At 61.7% G+C, this 23227-nt stretch carries 21 protein-coding genes and 3 pseudogenes; 16 read left to right on the forward strand and 8 right to left on the reverse strand.

What is annotated here, in order from left to right; translation table 11 throughout:
- Positions 1-129: 129 nt before the first annotated feature.
- The 4 genes and pseudogenes from HQ843_RS07175 to HQ843_RS07190 all read right to left on the reverse strand — a co-directional run.
- Positions 130-384, reverse strand: coding sequence for a TniQ family protein (locus HQ843_RS07175; protein WP_246710300.1), 255 nt, complete (start codon positions 382-384; stop codon positions 130-132).
- Positions 381-1065: pseudogene (locus tag HQ843_RS29980) on the reverse strand (TniB family NTP-binding protein). Before HQ843_RS29980 ends, HQ843_RS07175 begins: the two are co-directional and overlap by 4 nt.
- Before the next feature lie 12 nt (positions 1066-1077).
- A complete protein-coding gene (locus tag HQ843_RS29390) occupies positions 1078-1491 on the reverse strand; it encodes a Mu transposase C-terminal domain-containing protein (protein WP_246710304.1) in 414 nt (137 codons plus the stop codon).
- Between the two features lie 342 nt (positions 1492-1833).
- Positions 1834-1989, reverse strand: a pseudogene (locus HQ843_RS07190) (IS6 family transposase); the annotation flags it as partial.
- A gap of 132 nt (positions 1990-2121) precedes the next feature.
- On the opposite strand from HQ843_RS07190, the pseudogene HQ843_RS29985 reads away from it, so the two are divergent.
- The 5 genes and pseudogenes from HQ843_RS29985 to HQ843_RS07210 form a co-directional block, all read left to right on the forward strand.
- Positions 2122-2226: pseudogene (locus tag HQ843_RS29985) on the forward strand (IS481 family transposase); the annotation flags it as partial.
- A 292-nt stretch (positions 2227-2518) separates the two neighbouring features.
- Positions 2519-3358 carry an SDR family oxidoreductase gene (locus HQ843_RS07195; protein WP_180899167.1) on the forward strand — a complete coding sequence of 280 codons (840 nt, stop codon included), beginning with the start codon at positions 2519-2521 and terminating at the stop codon, positions 3356-3358.
- 548 nt (positions 3359-3906) lie between these two features.
- A complete protein-coding gene (locus HQ843_RS07200; RefSeq protein ID WP_180899166.1) occupies positions 3907-5358 on the forward strand; it encodes a PAS domain-containing sensor histidine kinase in 1452 nt (483 codons plus the stop codon).
- On the forward strand, positions 5355-5993 hold the full coding sequence (locus HQ843_RS07205; protein ID WP_180899165.1) for a response regulator transcription factor: 639 nt from the start codon (positions 5355-5357) through the stop codon (positions 5991-5993). Before HQ843_RS07200 ends, HQ843_RS07205 begins: the two co-directional genes overlap by 4 nt.
- 81 nt (positions 5994-6074) lie before the next feature.
- Positions 6075-6452, forward strand: coding sequence for a response regulator transcription factor (locus HQ843_RS07210; protein WP_180899164.1), 378 nt, complete (start codon positions 6075-6077; stop codon positions 6450-6452).
- A gap of 62 nt (positions 6453-6514) precedes the next feature.
- On the opposite strand, the gene HQ843_RS07215 is transcribed toward HQ843_RS07210, so the two are convergent.
- Entirely contained in the window at positions 6515-6778 is a 264-nt protein-coding gene (locus HQ843_RS07215; protein ID WP_180899163.1) for a hypothetical protein, read from the reverse strand.
- Between the two features lie 556 nt (positions 6779-7334).
- On the opposite strand from HQ843_RS07215, the gene HQ843_RS07220 reads away from it, so the two are divergent.
- A complete protein-coding gene (locus HQ843_RS07220) occupies positions 7335-7775 on the forward strand; it encodes an organic hydroperoxide resistance protein (protein WP_180899162.1) in 441 nt (146 codons plus the stop codon).
- A gap of 446 nt (positions 7776-8221) precedes the next feature.
- Entirely contained in the window at positions 8222-10984 is a 2763-nt protein-coding gene (locus tag HQ843_RS07225) for an ATP-binding protein (RefSeq protein WP_180903438.1), read from the forward strand.
- Between the two features lie 90 nt (positions 10985-11074).
- On the opposite strand, the gene HQ843_RS07230 is transcribed toward HQ843_RS07225, so the two are convergent.
- Genes HQ843_RS07230 through HQ843_RS07240 form a run of 3 tightly spaced genes read right to left on the reverse strand, consistent with a single transcriptional unit; the run spans position 11075 to position 14502 of the window.
- A complete protein-coding gene (locus HQ843_RS07230) occupies positions 11075-11683 on the reverse strand; it encodes a short chain dehydrogenase (protein WP_180899160.1) in 609 nt (202 codons plus the stop codon).
- Between the two features lie 24 nt (positions 11684-11707).
- On the reverse strand, positions 11708-13252 hold the full coding sequence (locus HQ843_RS07235; RefSeq protein WP_180899159.1) for a DHA2 family efflux MFS transporter permease subunit: 1545 nt from the start codon (positions 13250-13252) through the stop codon (positions 11708-11710).
- A gap of 20 nt (positions 13253-13272) precedes the next feature.
- Positions 13273-14502: an HlyD family secretion protein gene (locus HQ843_RS07240; protein ID WP_180899158.1), complete on the reverse strand. Its 1230-nt coding sequence runs from the start codon at positions 14500-14502 to the stop codon at positions 13273-13275.
- Positions 14503-15228: 726 nt separating this feature from the next.
- Between HQ843_RS07240 and HQ843_RS29990 the strand changes: the two genes are divergently transcribed.
- The 9 genes from HQ843_RS29990 (at position 15229) to HQ843_RS07285 (ending at position 23225) form a co-directional block, all read left to right on the forward strand.
- Positions 15229-15918, forward strand: coding sequence for a helix-turn-helix domain-containing protein (locus tag HQ843_RS29990; protein ID WP_371822063.1), 690 nt, complete (start codon positions 15229-15231; stop codon positions 15916-15918).
- 303 nt (positions 15919-16221) lie between these two features.
- The gene (locus HQ843_RS07250) at positions 16222-16971 is read left to right on the forward strand and encodes an alpha/beta hydrolase (protein WP_246710402.1); all 750 of its coding nucleotides are present in this window, start codon (positions 16222-16224) and stop codon (positions 16969-16971) included.
- A gap of 151 nt (positions 16972-17122) precedes the next feature.
- Complete coding sequence (mdcA, locus tag HQ843_RS07255; protein WP_180899155.1) at positions 17123-18769, forward strand: malonate decarboxylase subunit alpha; 1647 nt, start codon at positions 17123-17125, stop codon at positions 18767-18769.
- Positions 18770-18784: 15 nt separating this feature from the next.
- Positions 18785-19099: a malonate decarboxylase acyl carrier protein gene (gene mdcC / locus HQ843_RS07260; RefSeq protein ID WP_180899154.1), complete on the forward strand. Its 315-nt coding sequence runs from the start codon at positions 18785-18787 to the stop codon at positions 19097-19099.
- Positions 19096-20031: a biotin-independent malonate decarboxylase subunit beta gene (locus HQ843_RS07265; RefSeq protein WP_180899153.1), complete on the forward strand. Its 936-nt coding sequence runs from the start codon at positions 19096-19098 to the stop codon at positions 20029-20031. The genes mdcC and HQ843_RS07265 overlap by 4 nt, the downstream gene beginning before the upstream one ends.
- Positions 20018-20740: a biotin-independent malonate decarboxylase subunit gamma gene (locus HQ843_RS07270; protein ID WP_180899152.1), complete on the forward strand. Its 723-nt coding sequence runs from the start codon at positions 20018-20020 to the stop codon at positions 20738-20740. The genes HQ843_RS07265 and HQ843_RS07270 overlap by 14 nt, the downstream gene beginning before the upstream one ends.
- Positions 20741-20743: 3 nt before the next feature.
- Positions 20744-21394 carry a malonate decarboxylase holo-[acyl-carrier-protein] synthase gene (gene mdcG / locus HQ843_RS07275; protein WP_180899151.1) on the forward strand — a complete coding sequence of 217 codons (651 nt, stop codon included), beginning with the start codon at positions 20744-20746 and terminating at the stop codon, positions 21392-21394.
- Between the two features lie 74 nt (positions 21395-21468).
- Positions 21469-22281 (forward strand): triphosphoribosyl-dephospho-CoA synthase MdcB, encoded by an 813-nt coding sequence (gene mdcB, locus HQ843_RS07280; RefSeq protein WP_246710403.1) that lies wholly within the window; start codon positions 21469-21471, stop codon positions 22279-22281.
- Positions 22275-23225, forward strand: a complete 951-nt coding sequence (locus HQ843_RS07285; RefSeq protein WP_180899149.1) for an AEC family transporter — start codon at positions 22275-22277, stop codon at positions 23223-23225. The genes mdcB and HQ843_RS07285 overlap by 7 nt, the downstream gene beginning before the upstream one ends.
- The last annotated feature ends 2 nt before the right edge of the window (positions 23226-23227 follow it).

Here is a 23227-nt window from a genome sequence, read left to right on the forward strand (position 1 = left end):
CGGAATGATGACAATCGATTTTCCGCACGCTTTTCCCCCAAATGGGGCGCGCGCCTTGCTTTCGATGCGACCACAATCACCGGGAGCCAGCGGATATCCCGCCTGCCGATGACATTTTGTCCCCTTTTTTCAAATTCTTGAGGTCATCCGACGCAAGATGGCCGGTTCGAATGGGAACATGCTGGCAAGACGGATCTCCTGATCGCTGCCTAGATGGAAATCGGTTGTTCGCAATGAAGCAGCTTCCGGCAGGCAGTGTCGAAGCATGGCCAGCGGTGGTACCGCATAGAATGCGGCATGACGACTGATCCACGACGACAGAAGCTCGTCAGCGCAGGGCGGCAACCGCACCGGCAATTGACGTGACAGCGTGTTTTCCATCATGCGAATGCCGCCTCGGCCTCGAACTCCGGCTCCCAATTCTCGACCATCTCGTCAGTGATGTTCTCGTGGCCGCTCTTGATGGCATCGACAGCGAGGCTGTTGATCATGTGGAAGATATTCGCCGTGATACCCTCGGTGACCTGAAGAACCCGCCGCATCGATTTCGCCGTCAGCACGAGGGTCGACGCAGCGGCGTGTTGCGCAGGATCGACGCCACAAGGGCCTCGAACTGATCGTTCGCCGCCCACCTGCTCAAGGTCAACTGCTCGAACCGGCGTGCAAGTTGGACGTCGCCGCCGATCGCTTCGCGCGCATCGTTGACCCCGAAGCAGACAAGCGAGATCTGAAGGCGGCTACTCAGGAAGCGCAGCGTGTTCAGGACAATCCTCTGCTCGCGATAGGTTCCGGCGAGAATGTTGTGCACTTCGTCGATCACCAGCACCTGTACGCCGATCGCTTCATGATCATGGTCTTGCCCATACCGCTGTCGCCGTAGATCGCGACAGAGGGCATGCGGGTGCCACGTGGATGATCGACAAAGGCGCTCAGCCGGTCGAGCGCCTGCTTGGCGCGTGGGTAAAGCACCCAGCGGCGTGATCGTATCGCGCGAACACGTCTCTCGTCGGTTTCAGCAAGCAGCGCCGCGGCGCCGGCGGTCAGGTGGGAGGGCTCATCGTTCATGTTCACTCCAGCTCAATCCGTATCCTCAACAAAGGGTACAGGTTTGCTGGAGTCGACGCCGCGGAGCGAGCCCAATCTCCGATCATCCACCCTCGATTTCGGCGAAGCCCTGCCACGACGAACGGTCGCCGTCGCCTTGATCGCTGTGTCGATCAATTCGCGCTGCGTCATCACGGTGCGGACAATGGCGCGGGTATCGACTTCACAGCGACCTTTCGCCAGCAAAGCCCGCCGGTCAGACCGCCCCACGTCGGCGCTAAGCGCCGCTGACCAATAACGCAGGCCGAACAGATGAATCCCGGTCGGCCGCAGGGTGCGCTCCTGTACCGGCAGGAAGGTAAGCCAGAAGCGAAGCCGATCCTGCGGCAGCCGAAGCGGAATCTCACCCTCGTGCTTGCGCCAGACCGCGATCGGCGGACGGCCCAAGCCGATTTGCCGAAGACGGAGTGTAGCAGGCACAGGCTGGTGGACAGGCGGGAAGGCGCCTCCATTGTGAGATAGAAACCGGTCACCATTCGGCTGCAGATGTCCATCGCCAATGTCAGCCACGGCCGACCGACCGGTTGCCGGGTCTCCTCGTCAACAACGAAGACATCGGCCTCGGTATGGTCGATCTGAACCACCTCAAGGGGGCGGGAGACCTCAAACGATCCGGGAACGGCTGTTGTTGCCTTTGCGATCTTCTGCTCGCCGCGTCGCTTTGCGCGCTTCTGGAGGTCAACATCGGTGAGACGAGCGACGATGGTTCTGCGATGCGGCGGCTTCAGCCCGGACTGTCTGGTGCGAGACAATAATCCCTCGGGCCGCCAGCATGTCCTCGACCATTCGCAAGCTGAGAGGAAAACGGAAATAGAGCCACACGGCGTGGGCGATGATCTCGGCCGGGAAACGATGGCGGCGATAAAGCGGGGCACGGTCTGTCATGCCCCATCACCCCACATCGAGATCCACGATCCGTTAAGTTGAAGATGCCGCTGCGGGTTTCGTTGTTTTTGAAGCCTTTCCAAGAGCTTGCCGTTCCGTCCACGCCAGGATCGATCTTCGCCGAAGGATTACCATCTTCTGAAACGAATCCACATGTATAATTGGCATCGACCTCATGGCAACCTACAATCAAAAGCACCTGTCAGATGCCTCGGACTTAACCGGAACTCATGTTGAGGCGTCACGCCTAGAGTCTGTCAGGTTCAAATCGAACCAGACAGACTCTAGATTTATTTGTTTTCGTTTGTCTTTTCGGGAAAACCGGATTCCACTTTTCCCTGACAAACTCTAAATCGGACACATGTTGACAATGGAGTGGAAAATGACCAGAGCCGTTTTGATCACCGACACCTCAGTCCAGCTGCGCTACGCCGGTCTCCGATATCGAGCCGCTCCACGAAGCGCACGGTGGTGCGCCGGAAAACGCCGCATATTCACTCACAGCGTGTTTTCTAAGGAGACCTGAGCGATGAACGAACGTAGTTGGCTTATCACGGGCATCAGCAGCGGCCTTGGCCGTGCGATGGCGGAGGAACTGCTCACCCGCGGCGAAAGGATTGCGGGCACCTATCGCAAGGCGGGCACGCTTTCCGGGTTGAAGTCGCGCTTTGGCGACCGTCTCTGGCTCATGGAACTGGACGTCACCGATACGGCATCCATGCGCGACGTGGTCGACGCTGCGTTTCGCGATCTGGGCCGCATCGATGTCGTCGTCAGCAATGCCGGTTACGGCATTCTGGGGGCCGCGGAAGAGCTGAGCGATGCTGAGATTGACCGGCAGATCGCCACCAACCTCACGGGTTCGATCCAGTTCGTGCGCGCTGTTACTCCGCATCTGCGCGAGCAGGGTGGTGGAAGGATCATACAGATTTCGACCATGGGTGGGCTCGCGACTTTTCCCGGTGGCAGCCTCTACCACGCATCCAAATGGGGAATCGAGGGCTTCATGGAATCAGTGCGTCATGAACTCGCGCCGTTCAACATCGCTGTCACCATTGCCGAACCGGGAAGCACCGCGACGAATTTCGGCCACAACCTGGTGGTCGCCGATCCTCTCGATGCCTATGCCGATGGACCGCTCGGGCAGATGCGCGCCTTCTTCGGCAGCGGCACCTATCGCTCGCCCGGTGATGCTCTGAAAACCGTAAAGGCGATCATTGCGACGGCGGACCAGACGTCTCCGCCCCTCAGGCTTGCGACCGGAAGCGACGCCTACAATGCGGTCCATGCAGCACTCACCGCCCGCCTCGCCGAGCTTGACGCACAAAAATCAGTGTCATTTTCGACGGATGCTGATAGCCCCATCTGACCCCATTTCACCGACATGGCTGTTGGCGTTCTCCGGTCAACGGTTGATGGGGTCTTGAAGCTATGTTCCGGCCTCGGAACCTTCTCTGATCGGGGCGTTGCGGTCAGGTGACCGACCGGGTCCAGCAGATGGCCTTGGTTGCAGCGTTCAGTCAAGCAATCTTGGGCGCACAATGCGCAAATCATCGGTCGCCGGCAACCAGACTGCTCATGGCCGCGCCTGCGGTTCGCAATTGGGTGAGTCCAGGTCGCGGGGGGACGCCTCAAAAACCAATTATACCTTGGTATGGAGATGACAATCCAAAGCGCTACTGTGCACCAGCCCGAACCGGCCTATAATACCAAGGCGCGAAGATGCTGACGCATCCCCGCCTTGAAGGAATTGCGAATTTCCCAATTGTCCTGGTGACTTGGGAAATTCGCAAACGGAATACCAACGGTCATTTTCAATGACCGTTGGTATAATCACCCGATACCGGCCGATGAAGTCATGATTTGTCGTCCGGTCTTGCACAAGAGTAGTTCTGGTCGCGTAACCGGCGAGGGGCCATGGGCGGGATGTCAGAGAGAAAGCAAGGCAGCACTCCGATCGTCCACTGGCCTGTCGCGGCGGCGGCCGCCACGCTCGCTGCGGCCATCTTTGTCGTCGATGCCTTTACGCCGTTCCGATATGCAATAGCCGTGCTCTATGTTCTGGTGCTGCTACTGGCGGCAAATGTTCTTGGCCGACGCGGCGTCGTTATCGTCACTCTATTTTGCATCCTTCTGATTTTCATTGGCTTCTTGATCCAGCATCCTTTCGATGAGACGGGAGCAGTGGCGCGGGCCTGGATCAGCGTCGTCGCGGTGGCGGTGACGGCTGCTCTGACGTTGGTGAACAAGGCGAGCACGGAGATCCTGGCCAATCAGGCCGCATTGCTCGACCTCACACATGACGCAATCTTCTCCCGAACACCCAAGGATGTAATCCTGTCATGGAACCGCGGAGCAGAAGTTCTTTACGGCTGGAAAAAAGAAGAGGCGATAGGCAAGCGCTCAACCGAACTGCTTGGTGCCGAGTCTCCCGCGGCGTGGCATGTGGCCAACGAGAAACTCGTCCTGGAAGGACGTTGGGAAGGGCAGGTCCGGCGAAAGCGTCGCAACGGCGACCCACGCGTCATCATGTGCCGCTGGGCGCTGCAACGGGACCGGGCGGGAGCGCCGATGACGGTTCTGGAGACGCACAGCGACATCACTGAAAGAATGGAGGCCGAATTCGTCCTTGACAGAACACGCGAGGAACTGGCCCACGCCGAAAGGCTTTCGACGCTCGGAGAACTGACCGCCTCGATCGTGCACGAGGTGAACCAGCCGCTGGCCGCGATTTCAGCGAGCGGCGACGCCAGCCTGCGCTGGCTGAAACGCAACGATCCGGATATCGGCGAGGCCACGGTGCTGATCGAACGCATCGTCGCCTCGGCCCAGCGGGCAAGCAATATCATCAGCAGTCTCAGGGCTTTCGCCCGTCGTTCCCCGAGCATGCATTCCACCATCATCGTCAATGATCTGGTCGATGACATTATTCCACTGCTGAGCCGGGAGATGCGGGCGCATAAGGTGGTCGTGGATTTCGTGCGGGATCCGCGGAGTTCAGCGGTACAAGGCGATCGCGTCCAGTTGCAGCAGGTGCTGATCAACCTTGTCGTGAACGCCATTCAGGCGATGGAATCCAGCAAAAACGACATGCGCGAAATCCATATCGCCATAGCCTCCGGCCATTCGGAAGGCCAGGATACGGTGGAAGTCAGGGTTGACGATACGGGCCCCGGCTTTGGGCCGGAAGAAGGACAGAAGCTGTTCTCGCCGTTTTTCACCACCAAGGCACAGGGCATGGGGATCGGGCTGTCCATATGTCGCAGGATCGTCGAGGCGCATGGCGGGTATATCTGGGCGAAACTGCGCGATGAGGGAGGCGCCGAGTTCGGTTTTCATCTCCCGCGCTCGGAAGGAGGTGACGGATGAAACAGGAACCAAAACAACCGGGTTCAGACCAGCCTGTCGTATTCATCGTGGATGACGATCAGGAAATGCGTGAATCGCTTGGAAGCCTTCTTCGCTCGGTACAGCTGAAGGTCAAACTGTTTTCATCCACCGCCGAGTTGCTGGAAACCGGAGAGGTTGACGCCCATGGATGTCTGATCCTCGACGTGCGTCTGCCGGGTGTCAGCGGGCTGGATTTCCAGCAGCAACTCGCTCGGGCCGGCATCTTGTTGCCGATCATATTCCTGACCGGTTATGGAGATGTGACAATGTCCGTCAGGGCAATGAAGGCGGGGGCCGCCGATTTCCTGACCAAGCCTTTCCGCGACCAGGACCTGCTCGACGCCGTCACTGCCGCGCTTGAAGGCGACCGGAAACGGCGCGTACAGGACGCCGCGCTTGATGATGTGCGCGCGCGTTATGAAGCGCTGAAGCCCCGGGAGAAGGAGGTGATGGCTTTGGTGACTCGCGGCCTGATGAACAAACAGGTTGCCGGCGAACTCGGCCTGAGCGAGATCACCGTAAAAATACATCGTGGCAACGCCATGCAGAAAATGAAGGCCCGAACGCTTCCCGATCTGGTGCGCATGGCCGAAATGCTGGCACCGAAAGAGTAGCGGATAAACCTCTGTATGATTTATCCGCAAGGCCGACGCGACCATATAGGCCTATATAGATTTGGGGCTGCTGTGAGTGTCATGAACCAGGAACCGATTATCGTTATCGTCGACGATGACGAACATGTGAGAAAAGCCACCGAGAGCCTCGTGCGGTCGGTCGGTTGGAAAGCCGATGCCTACGAGTCAGCGGAGAGGGCGATCGCATCCGAAACGCTGCCGAACGCCGACTTTCTGGTTACCGATCTCCAGATGCCGGGGATGAGCGGACTGGATCTCCGCGATCATCTCCTGCGCAGAGGGGTCGATCTGCCGACGATCGTCATCACGGCCTTTCCGGATGAGGACCAGCGGCGCCGCGCCAAGATGGCCGGTGTGCTCTTTTTTCTCGAAAAGCCATTCGATGGGGGAACACTGGTCAGCAGTATCAGCCGCGCGCTCGGCTTGGCCGGCGCCTGACCGCAGCAATATTGCCGTGATCAGGCGGCCCCGAGGCCCGGCGCAAATGAACCCCTTTCTCTTCAGTTGACGTCGGCGCGCTCGCACATTGCCAGCAACGTTTCGATGCCTTCCCACGCGCGTTTCGCGTTGGAGATGATTTGTTCGGCCGACTGCCTGCTCTCGGTCGGCCGGGCAATTCCTGCGATTTCGCGCCTGTGAACCGCCTCTGCATGCAGGAGTATGGCGCAGATGGCGTTTGCGACCTCGCCACGCATATGTACGACTTCGGACCCTGTACAACGATGCCTCTGCCCGTGAACATTCGGAAAAGCCGGTTGGTTCATAGCCATCTCCCGTGAACTGAAGGTACATCTAATATTTACATCACCTTCCGGCATCTCCCGCGTTATGAGTTGTAAAGAAGTGTTAGAGTCCAGCGGCGACGTCACGCGGAACCCGTCGATCATCGTCTTTCGTCCCGTTCAAAAAAAAGTCAGAGGCCGCGAAGTGATCCGATACGGTCTTTCGAAACTTTTCGTTTCTTTACTCGCCAGCGTCGCCAGCAAATGCGAAATTTGCCTACGCTTGGCGACACCGTTGTCCGGGCATGCTTTTGTCTGATCCAGGACGCATCATGGCCTATCGTTCCCATTTAGCACCATCGATCTGCTCTTTTCGTCGTCCCGCCTCGCCAAGCGACCTTTGCAGATGGAAGCATGCGATGTTTCGCCCTACCGCAACGGCAATGCCCTGCGCCGCGCGATCAACAAGGGCCTTCGCGCCCCTGATGCTCCGACCGTTGGCCGCCCGCGGTGGTCTTTTTTGATCGTCGCGTGTCCTGTTTCCACCGCAACGTCCGCGCGATGGACAGACCGAACGCTTATGAAGGAGACGAACAACATGAAAATGCTCTACACGACCAGGGTCAGCGCAACGGCCGGTAGGGAAGGCCGTGTCCGCAGCGATGACGGCATTCTCGATCTCGCGCTCGCGCTCCCTGAGGAACTGGGAGGCCGTGGTGGAGCGACCAATCCCGAGCAGTTGTTCGGCGCCTGCTACGCCGCCTGCTTCGAAAACTCGCTGCTCCGGGTTGCCTTGCAAGCCGGGCACCGCTTTGCCGATGACGACGTCTCTGTGGTCGCGGAAGTCGGGCTGGTTCGCAATGAAGCTGAAGTCATCCTGTTGCGCGTGGCTCTTGTCATAACGCTTTGCGGCGTCGATCAGGCAACGGGTGAAGAACTCGCAAGGATCGCCGATACGATCTGCCCTTATTCGAATGCCATGCGCGGCAATATTGATGTTTTGAGGACGGTTATTGTTATGCGGGATAATTTTCTTTGAATGATTTTATGTTTTTCATCCGGAAATACTTAAAATACTTTAAAATTCCCTTTTTTTGATGCCGTTTGCGCCCATTTTTTCGGACCAAACAGGGATCTGAAAACCGAAGTCCGCTTTCATTTACAGGATGCGGTGCCCCGACAAGAGCGCTGCGCAAAGAGCTCCTGGATGTTGGCGTCGGTCAGGAGCGGCAGGGCCAATAGGTGAGGAATCTGAGGTCCCGCGCACGCCGACTGTGTGAGAAGAAAATATCAGATTATCGCAATCCGCGTCATTTTTTCGAAAGACAGGTACCTTGATTGCCTCAACGTTAAAATACGAGGCAATCCAAAATCTGGAACCACACAGCTATGTCCACTTCGTCGCGTAGCACGTTCAGCGCGGGCAAGGGCAGTTCCACGGTGTCATTCGGACGTTTTCGGCTGGATCCCGCTCGCCGGCTCCTGTTGAAAGAAGGCGAAGACATCCGTATTGGCTCCCGGGCGCTGGACCTGCTGATCGCGCTGGTTGAGCGCGCCGGTGACGTTGTGAGCCGGCATGAGCTGATCGATATCGTATGGCAGGACACGGTTGTCGAAGAGGCCACGGTGCGGGTCCACATCTCAGCGCTTCGCCGTGCGCTTGACGATGGTCGCAATGGCGCGCGGTATATCGTCAATATCGCCGGAAGAGGTTACAGTTTCGTCGCCGCTGTCACACACGACGTGCCGGCAGCGCCGCCTGCCCAACGCCGCCTCGCCGGACAGGCACCGACCCTTTACCGCTCGATCATTGGCCGCGAGCGTGTCATCGGCAGTCTGAGCGAACTCTTGCTCGAACGACGCTTCGTCAGCATCGTCGGGACGGGCGGCATCGGCAAGACGACCGTGGCAGCGGCCGTAGCCGAAAGGCTGAAGCCGGAATTCGATGGACAGAACGTGGTCTTCGTCGATTTCGGCGCGATAGCCGACCCGGCACTGGTTCCGGACGCGGTGATATCCTCAGTCGGCTGCACGCTCGCGGGCAACGCCCCCGTCGACGAACTTCTCGCCTTCATTGCCAATTTGCACATGCTGATCATCTTCGACAGTTGCGAACATTTGCTGGAGGCGACCGCTTTCCTGGCGGGACAAATGTTCAAACGGGCACCGAACATCCATCTGCTGGTGACCTCGCGGGAATCCTTGCGCATCGAGGGAGAAACCGTCCACCTTCTCAGCACCCTGGCCTGTCCGGTGAATGACGCCCCGACGGCCGCCGAAGCAATGGCAAGCCCGGCGGTCCAGCTTTTCATGGACCGGGCCATTTCCAGCGGCCTCCATGAACCCCTGACCGACAGCGACGCGCCCATTGTCTCGGATATCTGCCGGCGGACGGACGGCATAGCGCTGGCGATCGAACTGGCAGCCAGCCGCGCGGGGACATACGGGATACGTGGCATTGCCAACCTTCTGGCTTCGAACATCGAATTGCGCCTGGCGGGCCTGCGCAATGTCGTTCCGAGACACCGGACGCTTGAAGCGATGCTCGACTGGAGTTTCAGGCTGCTCGGCGATTGCGAACAGCGGGTGCTGTGCCGGCTCTCGGCCTTGGTCGGCCTGTTCACGATCGAGGCTGCGGGTTTCGTCGCCGATATCGAGGGGGAAGGCGAGGGTTCGGTTGCCGCGACGATCGCCGATCTTGTCGACAAGTCGCTCGTCTGGGTCCAGCCTCAGGGCGATGTCGTCTTCTACCGCCTGCCCGATACGACGCGGGCATATGCCAGGGCCAAGCTCGACGAATATGGCGATGCCGACGAGATCGACCTGCGCCATGCCCTCTATTTTGCGAAACTGCTCGAGGACATTTCCCTCGAGCATGGCGCCTATGCCGAAATCCGCCGCCACGCACCGCATATCGGCAATGTGAGAAAGGCGCTGGACTGGTGTTTCTCGCATGGAGAATACCGCGCGACCGGCGTCGAACTGGCGGCGGATTCCGTTCCTCTTTTTCTTGGCCTCTGGCTTCTTTCGGAGTGCCGTTCCTGGTCCAGCCTGGCCCTGAATACCGACACGGGAAAGAGCCGCTCGCCGCGACGCGAGGTTCGCCTGCTTGAAGCCCTGGCGGTTTCGACGATGCACACGCTCGGCAACACGCAGGAGGTCCGCGATGCCATAGAACGGGGCCTGAACCTTTCGGAGGAGAATGGCGGCGGACTGGCGCAGCTTCGCCTTCTGGCCGGTCTGAACCTGTTCTTGACCCGCCTCGGCGACTTCGAGGGCGCCCTCGTGGCGGCGAAGAAATGCGCGGTCGTCGCGGAACGCGACGGGACCCTTTCCGAGCGCGTGGTTGCCGAATGGCTTCTCTCCGCAGCTTACCAGCTGGCGGGCGATCAGGCGACGGCGCTCGTTCACTGCGAACGAGGCTTCGAACTCGAGGTCGGTATCGGTCACCTCGAACTGAACCTCTTCGGCTACGACCATCGTCTGCGCGCCGAACTCGGTCGCGCACGTGTGGGCTGGCTCCGCGGTTCTCCCGCACGCGCCTGCCGTTTTGCTCTGGAAGCCATGGAAAGGGCGGAGCAATCGCCTCTGCCGGGCGACTACACCATGGCTGCGGCCCATGGTATCCCGGTTCTGCTCTGGAACGGCAGCCTTGTCGAGGCGGGAGAACATATAGAGCGGCTGATCGCCCATACGCAGAGGCATTCCTTCAGCAGCCATCTTGCAGCCGCCCTGGCCCTGAAAGGGGAATGGCTTCTGGTCACGGGAGACCCGTCGGCAGGGGTGGAGGTGCTCCGGCAGGCGGTTCAAATGCTGGCGCGTGAACAGTTCCACATGCTCATACCAGGCGCCTCCCGGGCGCTTGCCGAGGGACTGGCGCAATGCGGTTCGCATGACGAGGCGCGCGCGGTGATCGACGCGGCGATTTCTTCAGCGCGGAAAATGGACCAGAAATTCTGGCTACCCGATCTGCTGCGGGCACAGGGCAACATCATCCGCATGGCGCCCGAGGCCGATGCCGCGGCGGCAGAGGCCGCCTTGCGGCAATCGATCACGCATGCCGCCGCCCAATCTGCGCTTGGGTGGCAGCTGAAAGCGGCGATACCGCTGGCGCGCCTGCTGCTGGACCTCGGCCGCAAAGACGACGCCTCCGCGATTCTCATTCCCGTCTTCGACGCGTTCCCGGAGCATGCCGGCTCGTCCGACCTCGCCGAGGCCGCCAGAATGATAGCGACCATGACCGCCTGACCGGGGACCTCGCTGCGTCACAAACGCAGATGCTACCGGGCACACACGGCGTCTGGCGGCATCTGCGGCGGACCGGAGGGACGCAGACGATCAGCAATCCGTCTTGTAAAGCTTCAACACGCGGCCGGTGAACGGGTTGGACAGCGCCCGCACATAGGCAAGCGCGACCTCGGCCGCCGGTATCGGCACGAAGCCCGGGAAGAAGGGGTGATAGGCCACGGATTCGGCCAGCACGGTCGGGCTGATGCAGTTGATCCGGATCCCCCGGGGCAATTCCACCGCCGCCGCCTTCACGAAACCCTCGACCATGTGGTTGACCGTCGTCCCGATCGTCGGGGCTGCCGTGAATTCGTCCGTCAGCACGCCGGAGACCAGCGCGAAGGCGCCGCGGTCGGCGATGAAAGGCAGGGCGGCCCGGACCAGATTGATCTGCCCCATGCCCTTGGAGCGGATGGAATTCTCCCACTGCTCGTCGGACGTTTCCGCGAGCGGACCGGGGAAGACATCGCCGGCGGCATTGGCGACGGCATCGAAAGGGCCGACCGTCTCGAACAGTCTCGTGAGGCTGTCGGTTTCCCGGATATCGGCGCTGAAGTCTCCGGATTGGCGTCCGACCGTAACCACCTCGTGGCCATGATCCCGCAATGCCGCCTTGACGGCCATGCCGATGGTTCCTGTTCCGATAACGATAGCTTTCATTTTGCTTCTCCTTGAATGACGGACTCAGTCCGCGATGAGTTCGGGGCCGTTGGCGGTTTCTTTCTTCGGCCCGCCGCGCATCAGCGCCAGAAGCGGCAGCATCAGCAGGCTGACGATGAAGAGGAGCTTGAAATCGTCCACATAGGCGATGATGCTGGCCTGCCGCGTCACTTCGCCATTGAGTGCGGCAAGGCCTGAAGGGGTCGTCGGATTCCAGAACAGATAGGCCCCGCCCTGTTGCAGGTTACGGTTGAACGGCGTGAGGTTCGAGGCGATCTGCGTGTGCAGCACCTGCGTTTCCTGGATCAGCACGACCGATGTCAGCGAAACCCCGATCGCCAGGCCGATATTGCGCGCGAGGCTGAACAGGGCCGTGCCGTCAGTCCTGAGCTTGGCCGGAAGCGTCGCGAAGGAGACGACCTGCAACGGGGTGAACACGATGCCGAGGCCGAAACCCTGGATGATCGAGTTCACCGTGAAGGTCCGGGCGTCGATATCCGGCGTCCAACCGGTCATCTGCCAGAGGGTAAGGGCAATCAGCACGATGCCGACAAACATCTGGATACGCGGATCGACGCGGTTGGAAAGCCGGCCCGCCAGCAGAACGCCGGCCATCGTACCCGCTCCGCGCGGCGCAAGCAGCAGGCCGGTATCGATGACGGAGCGACCGGCCAGAACCTGCAGGTAAGGCGCAAGGAGCGCGGAAGTCGCGAGGATCAGCATGCCGACGACGAAGATCATCAGGAGCCCGGAGGAGAAGTTCACATCCCTAAAAAGCTGCGGTGGGATCAGGGGGTCGCGCGCCAGCAGGAAATGCACGAGAAACAGATAGAAACCGAGGCCGCACAGCACCGCATAGACGATGATTTCGGTCGAGCCGAACCAGTCCTTCATCTGGCCGCGGTCGAGCATGAGCTGCAGCGTGGCGAGCGCCATGCCGAGAACCGCCAGCCCGGTCCAGTCGAACCGCCGTCCGCTGTCGCGTTCGCTGTCTTCCAGGAAGAAGCGGAGGCCGAGAAAGGCAAGGATGCCGAATGGCAGGTTGATGTAGAAGACCCAGCGCCAATTGTAGAGATCGGTGAGGTAGCCGCCGAGCGTCGGCCCGAGCACCGGGCCGACCACGACGCCCATGACCCATAGTGAGAGCGCCTGGCCACGCTGTTCGGGCGGAAAAATATCGATGACCGTTGCCTGCGAAAGCGGCACGATCGAGGCGCCGAAGACGCCCTGGACGGCGCGGAACAGAACGATCTCCGTCAGCGATGTCGCGGCGCCGCACAGCATCGACGATACCGTGAAGCCGATGATCGAGGTCAGGAAGACCATCCGCCGGCCGAAGCGCGCCGAAAGCCAACCGACCGGCGGCGTCATGATCGCCGCAACCACGATGTAGGAGGTCAGTATCCAGGTAATCTGGTCGGGCGAGGCCGCGAGCGAGCCCTGGATATAGGGCAAAGCCACGTTGACGATGGTGGTGTCGAGCGTCTGCATCAGCGTGGCCATCATGACGCAGATCAGAATGATGGTCCTGGCCGTGCTTGCGGAGCCGTTCCTGCGTGAAGTTCCCATGTCCCTGACCTCCCTCGGTTTCATAACAAATCCCGCAGGGAGCGTTTGTGACCGGTGTCGATTTTCACGACGGCGCTCATGCCGGCGCGCAGGGCGGGGGCGTCCGATGGCGTCTCGATCAAAATCCGGACCGGAATGCGCTGGACGACCTTGACGAAATTGCCGCTCGCGTTTTCCGCCGGCAGGATCGAGAATTCGGAGCCGCTTGCGGGACTGATACTGTCAACGGACCCGTTCCAGACCTGCCCGGGATAGGTGTCGACCGTCACCGTCACCGGATCTCCGGTCTTCACGAATGTGAGGTCGGTTTCCTTCATCTCGGCGTTGACCCAGACATGATCGTTCGCGACCAGCGCCAGCGCTCCGGCGCCTGTGAGGGCTGCCGTCTGGGCGACGAGATAGGCGCCCGGCTGCAGGTCGTCCACCTCGGTGACGGTCCCTGCAAACGGCGCGCGAACCGAGGCATGGTCGAGTTCCCGCTGTGCCTCATCCATTTGCGCCTTGGCCTGCTTGTAGAGCGGGTGTTCGGTCACAGGAATGTCGGGATCGCCGCCAAGCTGCGAAAGCTGAGCCTCGGCCTGCGCTCTCAGCGACTGTAGTTTGTGATTGTCGATTTCGAGCGTGTAGCGGGCCTGGTCGCTGTCGGCCTGCGAGCGGGCATTCTCCTTCGCGAGCGTCGACGCACGGTTATAGGCGATCTGGTCCAGCGCGATCTGCGCTTCCTGCGCCGCGACATTCTTGAGCAAGACCTGATAGTCGTCCTTCATCGAGCGGATGGTAAGCTCAACATTGGCCAGTTGAGCCGCGGCATTGTCCAGCGCGATCTGGAACTGATGCAACTCGAGCACGAAAAGAATGTCGCCCTTTTCGACCTGCTGGCCCTCGCGCACATTGACTGACGAGACCAGTCCCGACACATCCGTCGTCACGATCACCTTTGCCGACTGAACATTGGCATCGTCCGTCCCGGCATAGCGGCCGCCGTTCAGCCAGAACACCAGCGAGCCTGTTGCTGCCACAGCCACGCCGAGGACCATGAGAGTGACGCGCAGGATGGAACGGCGACGGGATTTTCCGGTTGCCGCCGCATTGTCCGGCGCTGCGCGTTCGGGCGGCAACTGGATCTCGCGTTGTGGCTCCGGAACCGGTCGCTCCATCGCGATGGGCGGGTCTGGAAGACTGCCACTGGCCGCCTTGTCATTCAGCGGGATCGCGGCATCGGACGTCACTTTTTCTTCGGCGTCGGACATGGCTGTGCCTCTCGGATATTGCGTCCGACACCAAGCTGGCTTTCGGGCGCAGTGACAGCGAATCGAACAAGAAATTCCGGCAGCGGACAGGGGAGATGGCGGATTTCGGCGTTCCCCGCGTTCGGGCCCCGGAAACGCATTTGCCAAGGCAAAGGAATCCGGAACAGGTCCGCACGACGCCCCCCTGCGGCATCTCCGGAGGACGTGGTTCCGGCGAAGGCTGCGGTCCGGATATTAATGTCAGGGCCGGCTTCGCCCCATTCTACGTTGGTTTCGCGCCTGAGGGGCCTTGGTATGGCTTCCTCATACCTTGGTTGCCTCATTCGGCTGCAGCGATCCGTTTTGCCGCGCAGCGCAACCTCTTCCGATGCCGGTCCCGACTTTCCGACAGGCGGGATCGTCGGCAGACAACCACCTCACCACTTGAACATACGAAAGTCTGGTCCGGCCAAATAGGACGGGTATGCGTGCACACGACTGTATGATGGAGGTTCGTTCCTGTATTTTTTAATGTCTTCAACAGCAGGATTGAGCAACGTAAATCGAAAAATCGCGTATTTGACGTAGTAAAACTCAGTTCATTATTTAGATATACGCGGAAATTCCTTTGCAGTTCAGGTTTTTGCAGATCTGGCCATTGATGGAGGATAGGGTATGCAAACGGAATTGGTCGTCCCGGGACGGAAACCCCCATCTGTCGGCATCAATGGCGATGGGTCCCCGCCAGTGGACACGAACAATGCAGCGGCGGAAAACATCGTGACGATCGGCCTTCCCCACATGGACGTCGTGCTTTCGCTTTCGATCGGACCAGACGACCAGAACACGGGCGAGGCAAACAGCCTTCTGCCGCCCGGCTTCGATGTCGATCCGGCCGATCCCGTCATGGGCTTTCTGTTTCGCCAGCTAGAGGCCTCCGGGAACGATGAAGACCTCCACGGCGTTCATTCCGACACTATCCGCCTGGCGCTGATCGCGCGCTGGCTTGCGACCCGCTTCACCAACCGGCGTCCCGAGGATAAGGGTTCGATCACACCGCTGCCGAAATGGCGGATAAGGCGCGTGGCGGCCTATATCGAAGACCATATCGATGAGCTGATAACACTTTCCGACCTGGCCGGGGTGGCCGGTCTCAGCCGGATGCATTTCGCCGCGCAGTTCCGCGCCGCCACCGGTCTTCGTCCCCACGATTACCTGCTGCGCTGTCGCGTGGAGCGCGCCAAGTCCATGCTTTGCGAGCCCGGCAACCGCCTTGTCGAAATCGCACTCAATGTCGGTTTCCAGACGCAGGCCCACTTCACCACGGTGTTCAAGCGCTTCGTCGGAACGACCCCCGCCCGTTGGCGGGCAATGCAGGAGCGGTCGCCGCGCGAAATGGGAGCCGTTGGCTCGGAGCCATTCCAGCCTTCCCCATAGCTGCGGTTTGCACCGAGGCGACGCACAAATGCTTGAATGAAAAGCGCGCGGCCGGAAACCGCGCGTTTTTGATGGATTCCGCCGCACCAGCCATTTCTGCGAGCGGCTTCCGGCCCTGACCGCAATAATCTTCCGGCAGGCGAATGGCGCGGCGAAAATGCCGAAGCACGTTGTTCGTGCGTTACCGAAAACCGCGTTCAAATCGGGAATAGCGAGAACCGGGCCTGCGCTAGCCTGAGCTCAGTTCAACAAAGGAGCTGAGAGATGATTACTTCCAAGATTTCCCTGGCCATCGTCACCGCGATGGCACTCACCGGTGCGTCGGTCGAGGCGAATGCCGAAGCTGTCAAGAATATCGTCCTGGTCCACGGCGCCTGGGTCGATGCCTCCGGCTGGCGAGCCGTCTACGACATCCTGAATGAGGAGGGCTTCAACGTCTCCATGGTGCAGGAACCCGAGACTTCCTTCGCCGACGACGTTACCGCGACCAAGCGGGTGCTCGATCTCCAGGACGGGCCGACGCTGCTGGTTGCCCACTCCTACGGCGGCTCCGTCATTACCGAGGCCGGTGTCCACCCCAATGTCGTCGGCCTCGTCTATGTGGCCGCTCACGCGCCCGACGTCGGTGAGGACGAGCACGAACTTGGCGAAAAATACCCGAGCGTTCTCGGCAAGACGCCCGGCGCGATCGAAAAAACGGCGGACGGCTTCACCTATCTCAAGGAAGAGGATTACCTGACGCTGTTCGCGCCCGATCTGCCGCGCGAGGACGCCGAGTTCGGCGCGCGCTCGCAGGTGTTTGCCGCCGCAGGCGTGTTCTCCACGCCGATGACCGTCGCAGCCTGGAAGACCAAGCCCAGCTGGGGCGTCATCCCCGGTAACGACCAGATCATCAGCCCCGAACTGGAACGGTTCTACTACGAACGCGCCGGCAGCACGTATATCGAAGTGCCGGGCGCCAGCCACGTCGTTTTCGAATCGCATCCCAAAGAAGTCGCCAGGGTGATCACGAAGGCGGCCGACGAGGTCCTCGAAAAGGCCGCCGCACGCTGAGCCGCAATCCCCGCATTCCTGCAGTCGCCGTTCCCTCCGCTGGCTGCAGAGACAGGGCACGCTCCCCTCCGTGCCCCGACTGGCGGGGACGGTTCCCCCCTCCGTCCCCGCCATTTTTCAAATTCGCCGGCCTCCGGCACAGGAGAATGAGATGAAAGACTGGCAGCAGAACCGACAGCGGCGCGATGCCCGCCTTGCGGCCGGCGCGAAAGTCGCCACCGGCAAGGTCGTCGAGGCAGACGCGGCGACCAGCCTGCTTGAGGCGGTGATCCGCCCCGGCGACTGCGTGTGCCTTGAAGGCGACAACCAGAAGCAGGCGGACCTGCTGAGCAAAGCACTTCTGGCCGCCGATCCTGCGAAGATCCACGACCTCCACATGGTCCAGTCCGGCGTCGTGCTCCCGGAACATCTCGATGTCTTCGAGCGCGGCATCGCCCGGAAACTGGACTACGCCTATTCCGGACCGCAATCGGCGCGCATCGCCGCGATGCTGTTTGGCGGCAAGATCGAGCTCGGCGCGGTCCACACCTATCTGGAACTGTTCGCGCGCTATTTCATCGATCTCACCCCGAACGTCGCGCTCATTGCGGCAGTCAGCGCCGACCGGGACGGCAATCTCTACACCGGCCCCAACACCGAGGACACGCCGACCGTCGTCGAGGCAACCGCCTTCAAGGACGGCGTGGTGGTGGCGCAGGTGGAAGAGATCGTCGATCGTGTGCCGCGGGTCGATATACCCGGCGACTGCGTGCACTTCGTCGTGGAGGCGGGAAAGCCGTTCTTCGTCGAGCCGCTGTTCACCCGCGATCCGGCGGACATCACCGAAACGCAGATCCTCACGGCGATGATGGCCATCAAGGGGATCTATGCGCCCTACGGCGTCCGCCGTCTGAACCACGGTATCGGCTTCAGCACCGCCGCGATCGAACTGTTGCTGCCGACCTATGGCGAGAAACTCGGGCTCAGGGGCAGGATCGCCAGCCGTTTTGCGCTCAATCCGCATCCCTCGCTGATACCGGCGATCGAATCCGGCTGGGTGGAGCAGGTCCATTGTTTCGGGTCCGAGGTCGGAATGGAGGACTATGTGTCCGCCCGATCCGACGTCTTTTTCACCGGGCCGGACGGGTCGCTGCGGTCCAACCGCGCCTTCAGCCAGACGGCCGGGCTTTACGCCTGCGACATGTTCATCGGCTCGACCCTGCAGATTGACCTCAAGGGCAACTCCTCGACCGTCACCGCCTCGCGCGTTGCCGGCTTTGGCGGTGCGCCCAACATGGGATCGGATGCGCGAGGGCGGCGCCATCCGAGCGAGCCCTGGCTTCGGGCGGGGCTTGACGCCGACCCTGAGGGCGACCCGTTGTTGCGCCGCGGCCGCAAGCTGGTCGTGCAGATCGGCGAGACCTTCGGGGAGGCAAACGTGCCGCTGTTCGTGGAACAGCTGGATGCGATTGACCTTGCGAAACGACTGAAGCTCGATCTCGCGCCGGTCATGATCTACGGCGACGACGTCACCCACATCGTCACCGAAGAGGGGATCGCCAACCTGCTTGCCTGCCGCAACCTCGACGAGCGCGAGCAGGCAATCCGCGGCGTCGCGGGTTTCACGGATATCGGTCGGGCCCGGGACAGAAAGACCGTCGAGCGCCTGCGCCAGCGGGGCGTCATCCGCCGCCCGGAGGACCTCGGCATCGATCCGCTCGATGCCAGCCGCAGTCTGCTCGCGGCGCACTCGATCCAGGATCTCGTCCGGTGGTCGGGCGGGCTCTACGTGCCCCCTTCGAAATTCCGGAACTGGTGAGAAGGAACAGGAACCATGGAAGATCTCAATTTTCGTCACGCAGTTGCCAAACCCGCCGGCGGCACCAGACAGACCGGCCTCGTCGGCGTTGTCGCATCCGGCAATCTTGAAGTGCTTTCGGAACGCGTCCTCGCCGATAACGAATGTGTCGTGGCGATCAGAACGACGGCCGCAGGCTTCGCGGACGTCTGGGCGGCGGTCGTCGCCGATTTTGTCGAGCGTCATCCGGCCGGCGGCATCCGGTTTTCCATCAACGATGGCGGCGCACGGCCGGACACGGTCTCCCTGCGCCTCGCCCAGGCGCTCCGCCTTATGGAGGTTGAACGATGAACGGTATTGAAGAGAAGACCGGCGTTTCCGCGGACCTGTCTGTGAGCTGGTATGAAATATCCGCACGGGAACGGGTCCGTCTCCTGCTCGATCCGGACAGCTTTGTCGAATTCATCGGGCCGGAGCAGCGCGAGGTGAGTCCGCATCTGGCACTCTTCGACCTCCCCGAGCAGTTCGACGACGGCATCATCGTCGGTCAGGGCACCTTGAACGGCACCACGGTTCTGATCGCCGCCCAGGAAGGCCGCTTCATGGGCGGGGCGTTCGGAGAGGTTCACGGCGCCAAGCTGACGGGCCTGCTCCGCGCGGCCGGCGAACGCAAGTCCGTTCCGGTGCTGATCCTGTTCGACACGGGTGGCGTTCGCCTGCAGGAAGCAAACGCCGGCGAACTTGCGATTTCGGAAATCATGCGGGCGATGATCGCCGCGCGTCTGGCCGGCGCAAACATCATCGGCCTGATCGGTGGCCGCGCCGGATGCTACGGCGGCGGCGGACTGATCTCCGCCTGCTGCTCTGCGCTGGCGATTTCGGAACAGGGACGGATCGCCGTCTCAGGCCCGGAGGTTATCGAGACCAATCGCGGCGTCGAAGAATTCGATTCCCGCGACAGGGCCCTTGTCTGGCGGACGATGGGCGGCAAGCACCGGCGGCTCCTCGGCGCCGCCGAAATCTACGCGGATGGCAGCGTGCAGTCGTTCCGGGAGGCGGCTCTGAAACTGGTCGATATCCCGACGGGATTTGGCATGGAAACGCTGCGCGCGGAACAGCAACGCCTCGAGGACCGGCTCAGCACATTCGGCGACTGCGCTGACGGCATCGATGTCTGGCGGAAAATGGGCATCGCTCTGCCGGAAACGGTTCCCGACACGTCAGCAGGGCAATTCACGTTACTCGCGGCACAATATGGGAGAGAGAGCCATGACGCTCGATGAGATACTCGCTTCGATGTTCCCTGCCGGCCACGACGTTAGCAACGCGGCCGGCACCCTGCGCGGCACGGCGACGCTGCCCTCCGGCGAGCGGGTTCTGGTTGTCGGCATCGCCGATCGCACCTCGCTCGGGATCGACGAGGCGGCCATCCTCTCGCGCCACATCCTCGACCATTTTGAAACGACAACAGGCCCGATCTTCGTCATCGTCGACAGCGACAGCCAGCGCATGAGCAAGCGGGACGAACTGCTTGGCCTCAATGAATTCCTCTCGCACCTGGCCAAGTGCCTCCTTTACGCGGACATGTCCGGCAGGCCGACGATCGGGCTTCTCTACGGCCACGCCGCCGCCGGCGCCTTCCTGGCGACGGCGCTGGCGACGCGTGTCCTTGTCGCGCTTCCGCAGGCCGACCCGGCCGTCATGGATCTACCTTCCATGTCCAGAGTGACAAAGCTGCCGGTCGCGGTTCTGGAAGACATGGCGCGGTCGACGCCGGTGTTCGCGCCCGGCCTCGGCAACCTCGCCCGCACCGGCGCGGTCGAACGGATATGGGATGCGGACATGCCACTTTCCAGGCAGCTCGAGGCTCTGCTTGCGGGGATGCCGGGGGCGGGCGACGTCCGGGACGTTCTCGGCAGGGACCGTGGTGGCCGTCTGAAAGCTGCCGCTATCGCGGGCCGCGTTCGCGACCTCGCGCTCAGGGCGGAATAGGTCATGATCCGGCGCCACGACATGATCTTTGTTCGCCGGTCAAGCTGGCAGGCCGTACTAGCCGCCGAACCGGGACTGAGGGGCGACCGGCTTGTCGCATTCTGGGCCGATCGCGGCTGGCCACTCGTTGCGAGGCGTGGGGATCCGCATTCGCGCAGCGGCGTGGCGCTCGGCCTGCCGCTGCCGCCTTCGCAAGGCAAGCATCGCCATTCCTTCGTCGTCCCGCCTGGCGACATTGCCGGTGGCATGCCGCCTCCTTCTCTGAGCTATGTCTGCCGGGCCGCCCCGTTGGCATGGTGGCCCACGCTGTTGCGGCTGGATGCGTTCATGCAGCGCCATGCCCTGGACATGCGGATCTTCGGCAGTCTCGCCTGGAGCGCCGTCACGGGACTCGACTATCTGAGCGCTCAATCCGATCTGGATGTGTTGGTGTACATCCGGCGTACGACCGATCTCGATTGTCTCGCGGATGGCCTGTCGGCAATCGAGGCCACCGCGCCGATGCGCATCGACGGCGAGTTCGTGCGCGATGACGGCACGGCGGTGAATTGGCGTGAATTTCGTTCCGGCGCGCCGGACCTCCTTGCAAAATCGATGTCGGGCGTCTGCCTCGTCCCCCGGGGACAGTTCGTCGGCGGGAGGGTGGTGTCATGACGCGTGGAGCCTGGCCGGTTTCCATCCCGATTGCCGCCGCGATCATCTCCGCCCGGCCGTCTGTCCATGCGGAGATGATCGCCGCAAACGCGCTCGCCTGCCTGTTGATGGAAATCGCGACCTGGCCCAAGCCCGGTCTTGTGAGCCATGTCGACAACGGCAGTCACGACGATATGGATGCCGACATGTTCCGGGCAAGCGCGTCTGCGATCGCTCCCTATTTTTCCGCCCTTGCCGAAGCAGGCGGACGGGGCGCCGGGATGGGACGCCTGCGCGAAATCGGGCTTGAAGCCGAAATGGCGATGTTTGCCGCGACGTCGGGCGTCAACACCCATCGCGGCGCCATCTTCGGCATGGGGCTTCTGTGCGCTGCCGCAGGCGCGCGCGCTGCGGGGGTGGTGAGCCCGGCCCGGACGCTCGGCGCCACCGTTTCGAGCCTCTGGGGCGAAAGCATCATCGATGGTCCGGTGCTGCTGCACAGCAATGGCAGCCATGTCCGTCGACGCTACGGCGCAGGCGGCGCCCGGATGGAGGCGGCTCTCGGGTTTCCGAGCGTCTACGAGATCGGCTTGCCACGGCTGCGCCTTGCGGCCGGGATTGACGCCAGCGACGCCGAGGCGATCAGGGTCGAGGCCTGCTTCTCGCTGATCGCCGTCGTCGAGGACACCAATCTGCTTCATCGCGGCGGCCGAGCGGGACTTGCCTTTGCCCGCGCAGCCGCCCGCGCCTTTATCAGGCAGGGCGGGATCGCTCGTCCGGGCTGGCGGGACCATGCGCTCCATATCCATGAAAGCTTCGTCACACGCCGCCTCAGTCCGGGCGGATCGGCCGACCTGCTGGCCATGAGTCTGTTCGTCGAAAGTTGGGAAAGGGAACAGCAATGGTGACGCAGGCCATCCTGCTGGCACTCGTGCCGGTCTTCTTCGTATTGCTGCTCGGCTACGGCGCGGGTCGGCTGAAGATCGTCGATAACCATCACATCGAAGGCCTGAACGTGCTCGTCATGACCTTTGCCGTGCCCGCGGCGCTGTTCGTGGCGACCGCTTCGGCGCCGCGCGCCGAATTGCTGGAACAGTCCTGGCTGTTCGCCATTCTCTCGGGTGTCATGCTCATCGTGCTGGCCGGGTGGTATTTCTGTGCCCGGAGATTTCTGGGCATGTCTCCTCCCGACGCGGCGCTCCAGGGACTGACGGTCGCCTTTCCCAACCTGGCGGGTGTCGGCCTGCCGATCTCGACGACCTTGCTCGGCGCGACCGGAACCGTGCAGCTCGCGATCGCCATAGCGGCGGGCTCGATCATCATCAGCCCGCTCTCGCTGATCGTCGTCGAACTGAATCAGCCCGGCAGGGACGGCGCGACGATTTCCCCGACCGGAAAAATCGCCGGCGCTCTTGGCCGGGCCTTGCGCAAACCTGTCGTGCTGGCGCCTGCACTTGGTATCATCGTCTCGATATCGGGATTGAAACTGGGGCCGGTCATTGATGCCTCGTTTGCACTGATGGGGCAGGCCGGCGCGGGAGTCGCGCTGTTTCTGACCGGCCTTGTCCTGTCGTCCCAACCGTTTCGTCTGGACTGGAAAATCGCCGGCGCTACCGTCGCGTCGAACGTCGTCCGGCCGCTGCTGACCGCCGCTATCGTCTTTGTTCTGCCAGTATCCACAGAAGTCGCGAAGGTCTCGATCCTTCTTGCCTCCGTGCCCTCCGGCTTTTTCGGCATCCTGTTTGCCATCAGCTATCGTCGGGATTCCGCCGCGATCGGTTCCATGGTGATCGCGAGCATGGTGCTGAGCGCAATGACGATGGCGATCGCCATTGCCGTGCTTTTTCCCTGACG

Source organism: Martelella sp. NC20 (assembly GCF_013459645.1).
Taxonomy (GTDB): domain Bacteria; phylum Pseudomonadota; class Alphaproteobacteria; order Rhizobiales; family Rhizobiaceae; genus Martelella.

What these genes read in the sequence shown, in the direction of transcription:
- HQ843_RS07175 (WP_246710300.1), bottom strand. Translation starts at nt 384, where the DNA reads ATGATGGAAAACACGCTGTCACGTCAATTGCCGGTGCGGTTGCCGCCC.
- HQ843_RS07195 (WP_180899167.1), top strand. Translation starts at nt 2,519, where the DNA reads ATGAACGAACGTAGTTGGCTTATCACGGGCATCAGCAGCGGCCTTGGC.
- HQ843_RS07200 (WP_180899166.1), top strand. Translation starts at nt 3,907, where the DNA reads ATGGGCGGGATGTCAGAGAGAAAGCAAGGCAGCACTCCGATCGTCCAC.
- HQ843_RS07205 (WP_180899165.1), top strand. Translation starts at nt 5,355, where the DNA reads ATGAAACAGGAACCAAAACAACCGGGTTCAGACCAGCCTGTCGTATTC.
- HQ843_RS07210 (WP_180899164.1), top strand. Translation starts at nt 6,075, where the DNA reads ATGAACCAGGAACCGATTATCGTTATCGTCGACGATGACGAACATGTG.
- HQ843_RS07215 (WP_180899163.1), bottom strand. Translation starts at nt 6,778, where the DNA reads ATGAACCAACCGGCTTTTCCGAATGTTCACGGGCAGAGGCATCGTTGT.
- HQ843_RS07220 (WP_180899162.1), top strand. Translation starts at nt 7,335, where the DNA reads ATGAAAATGCTCTACACGACCAGGGTCAGCGCAACGGCCGGTAGGGAA.
- HQ843_RS07230 (WP_180899160.1), bottom strand. Translation starts at nt 11,683, where the DNA reads ATGAAAGCTATCGTTATCGGAACAGGAACCATCGGCATGGCCGTCAAG.
- HQ843_RS07235 (WP_180899159.1), bottom strand. Translation starts at nt 13,252, where the DNA reads ATGGGAACTTCACGCAGGAACGGCTCCGCAAGCACGGCCAGGACCATC.
- HQ843_RS07240 (WP_180899158.1), bottom strand. Translation starts at nt 14,502, where the DNA reads ATGTCCGACGCCGAAGAAAAAGTGACGTCCGATGCCGCGATCCCGCTG.
- HQ843_RS07250 (WP_246710402.1), top strand. Translation starts at nt 16,222, where the DNA reads ATGGCACTCACCGGTGCGTCGGTCGAGGCGAATGCCGAAGCTGTCAAG.
- mdcA (WP_180899155.1), top strand. Translation starts at nt 17,123, where the DNA reads ATGAAAGACTGGCAGCAGAACCGACAGCGGCGCGATGCCCGCCTTGCG.
- mdcC (WP_180899154.1), top strand. Translation starts at nt 18,785, where the DNA reads ATGGAAGATCTCAATTTTCGTCACGCAGTTGCCAAACCCGCCGGCGGC.
- HQ843_RS07265 (WP_180899153.1), top strand. Translation starts at nt 19,096, where the DNA reads ATGAACGGTATTGAAGAGAAGACCGGCGTTTCCGCGGACCTGTCTGTG.
- HQ843_RS07270 (WP_180899152.1), top strand. Translation starts at nt 20,018, where the DNA reads ATGACGCTCGATGAGATACTCGCTTCGATGTTCCCTGCCGGCCACGAC.
- mdcG (WP_180899151.1), top strand. Translation starts at nt 20,744, where the DNA reads ATGATCCGGCGCCACGACATGATCTTTGTTCGCCGGTCAAGCTGGCAG.
- mdcB (WP_246710403.1), top strand. Translation starts at nt 21,469, where the DNA reads ATGATCGCCGCAAACGCGCTCGCCTGCCTGTTGATGGAAATCGCGACC.
- HQ843_RS07285 (WP_180899149.1), top strand. Translation starts at nt 22,275, where the DNA reads ATGGTGACGCAGGCCATCCTGCTGGCACTCGTGCCGGTCTTCTTCGTA.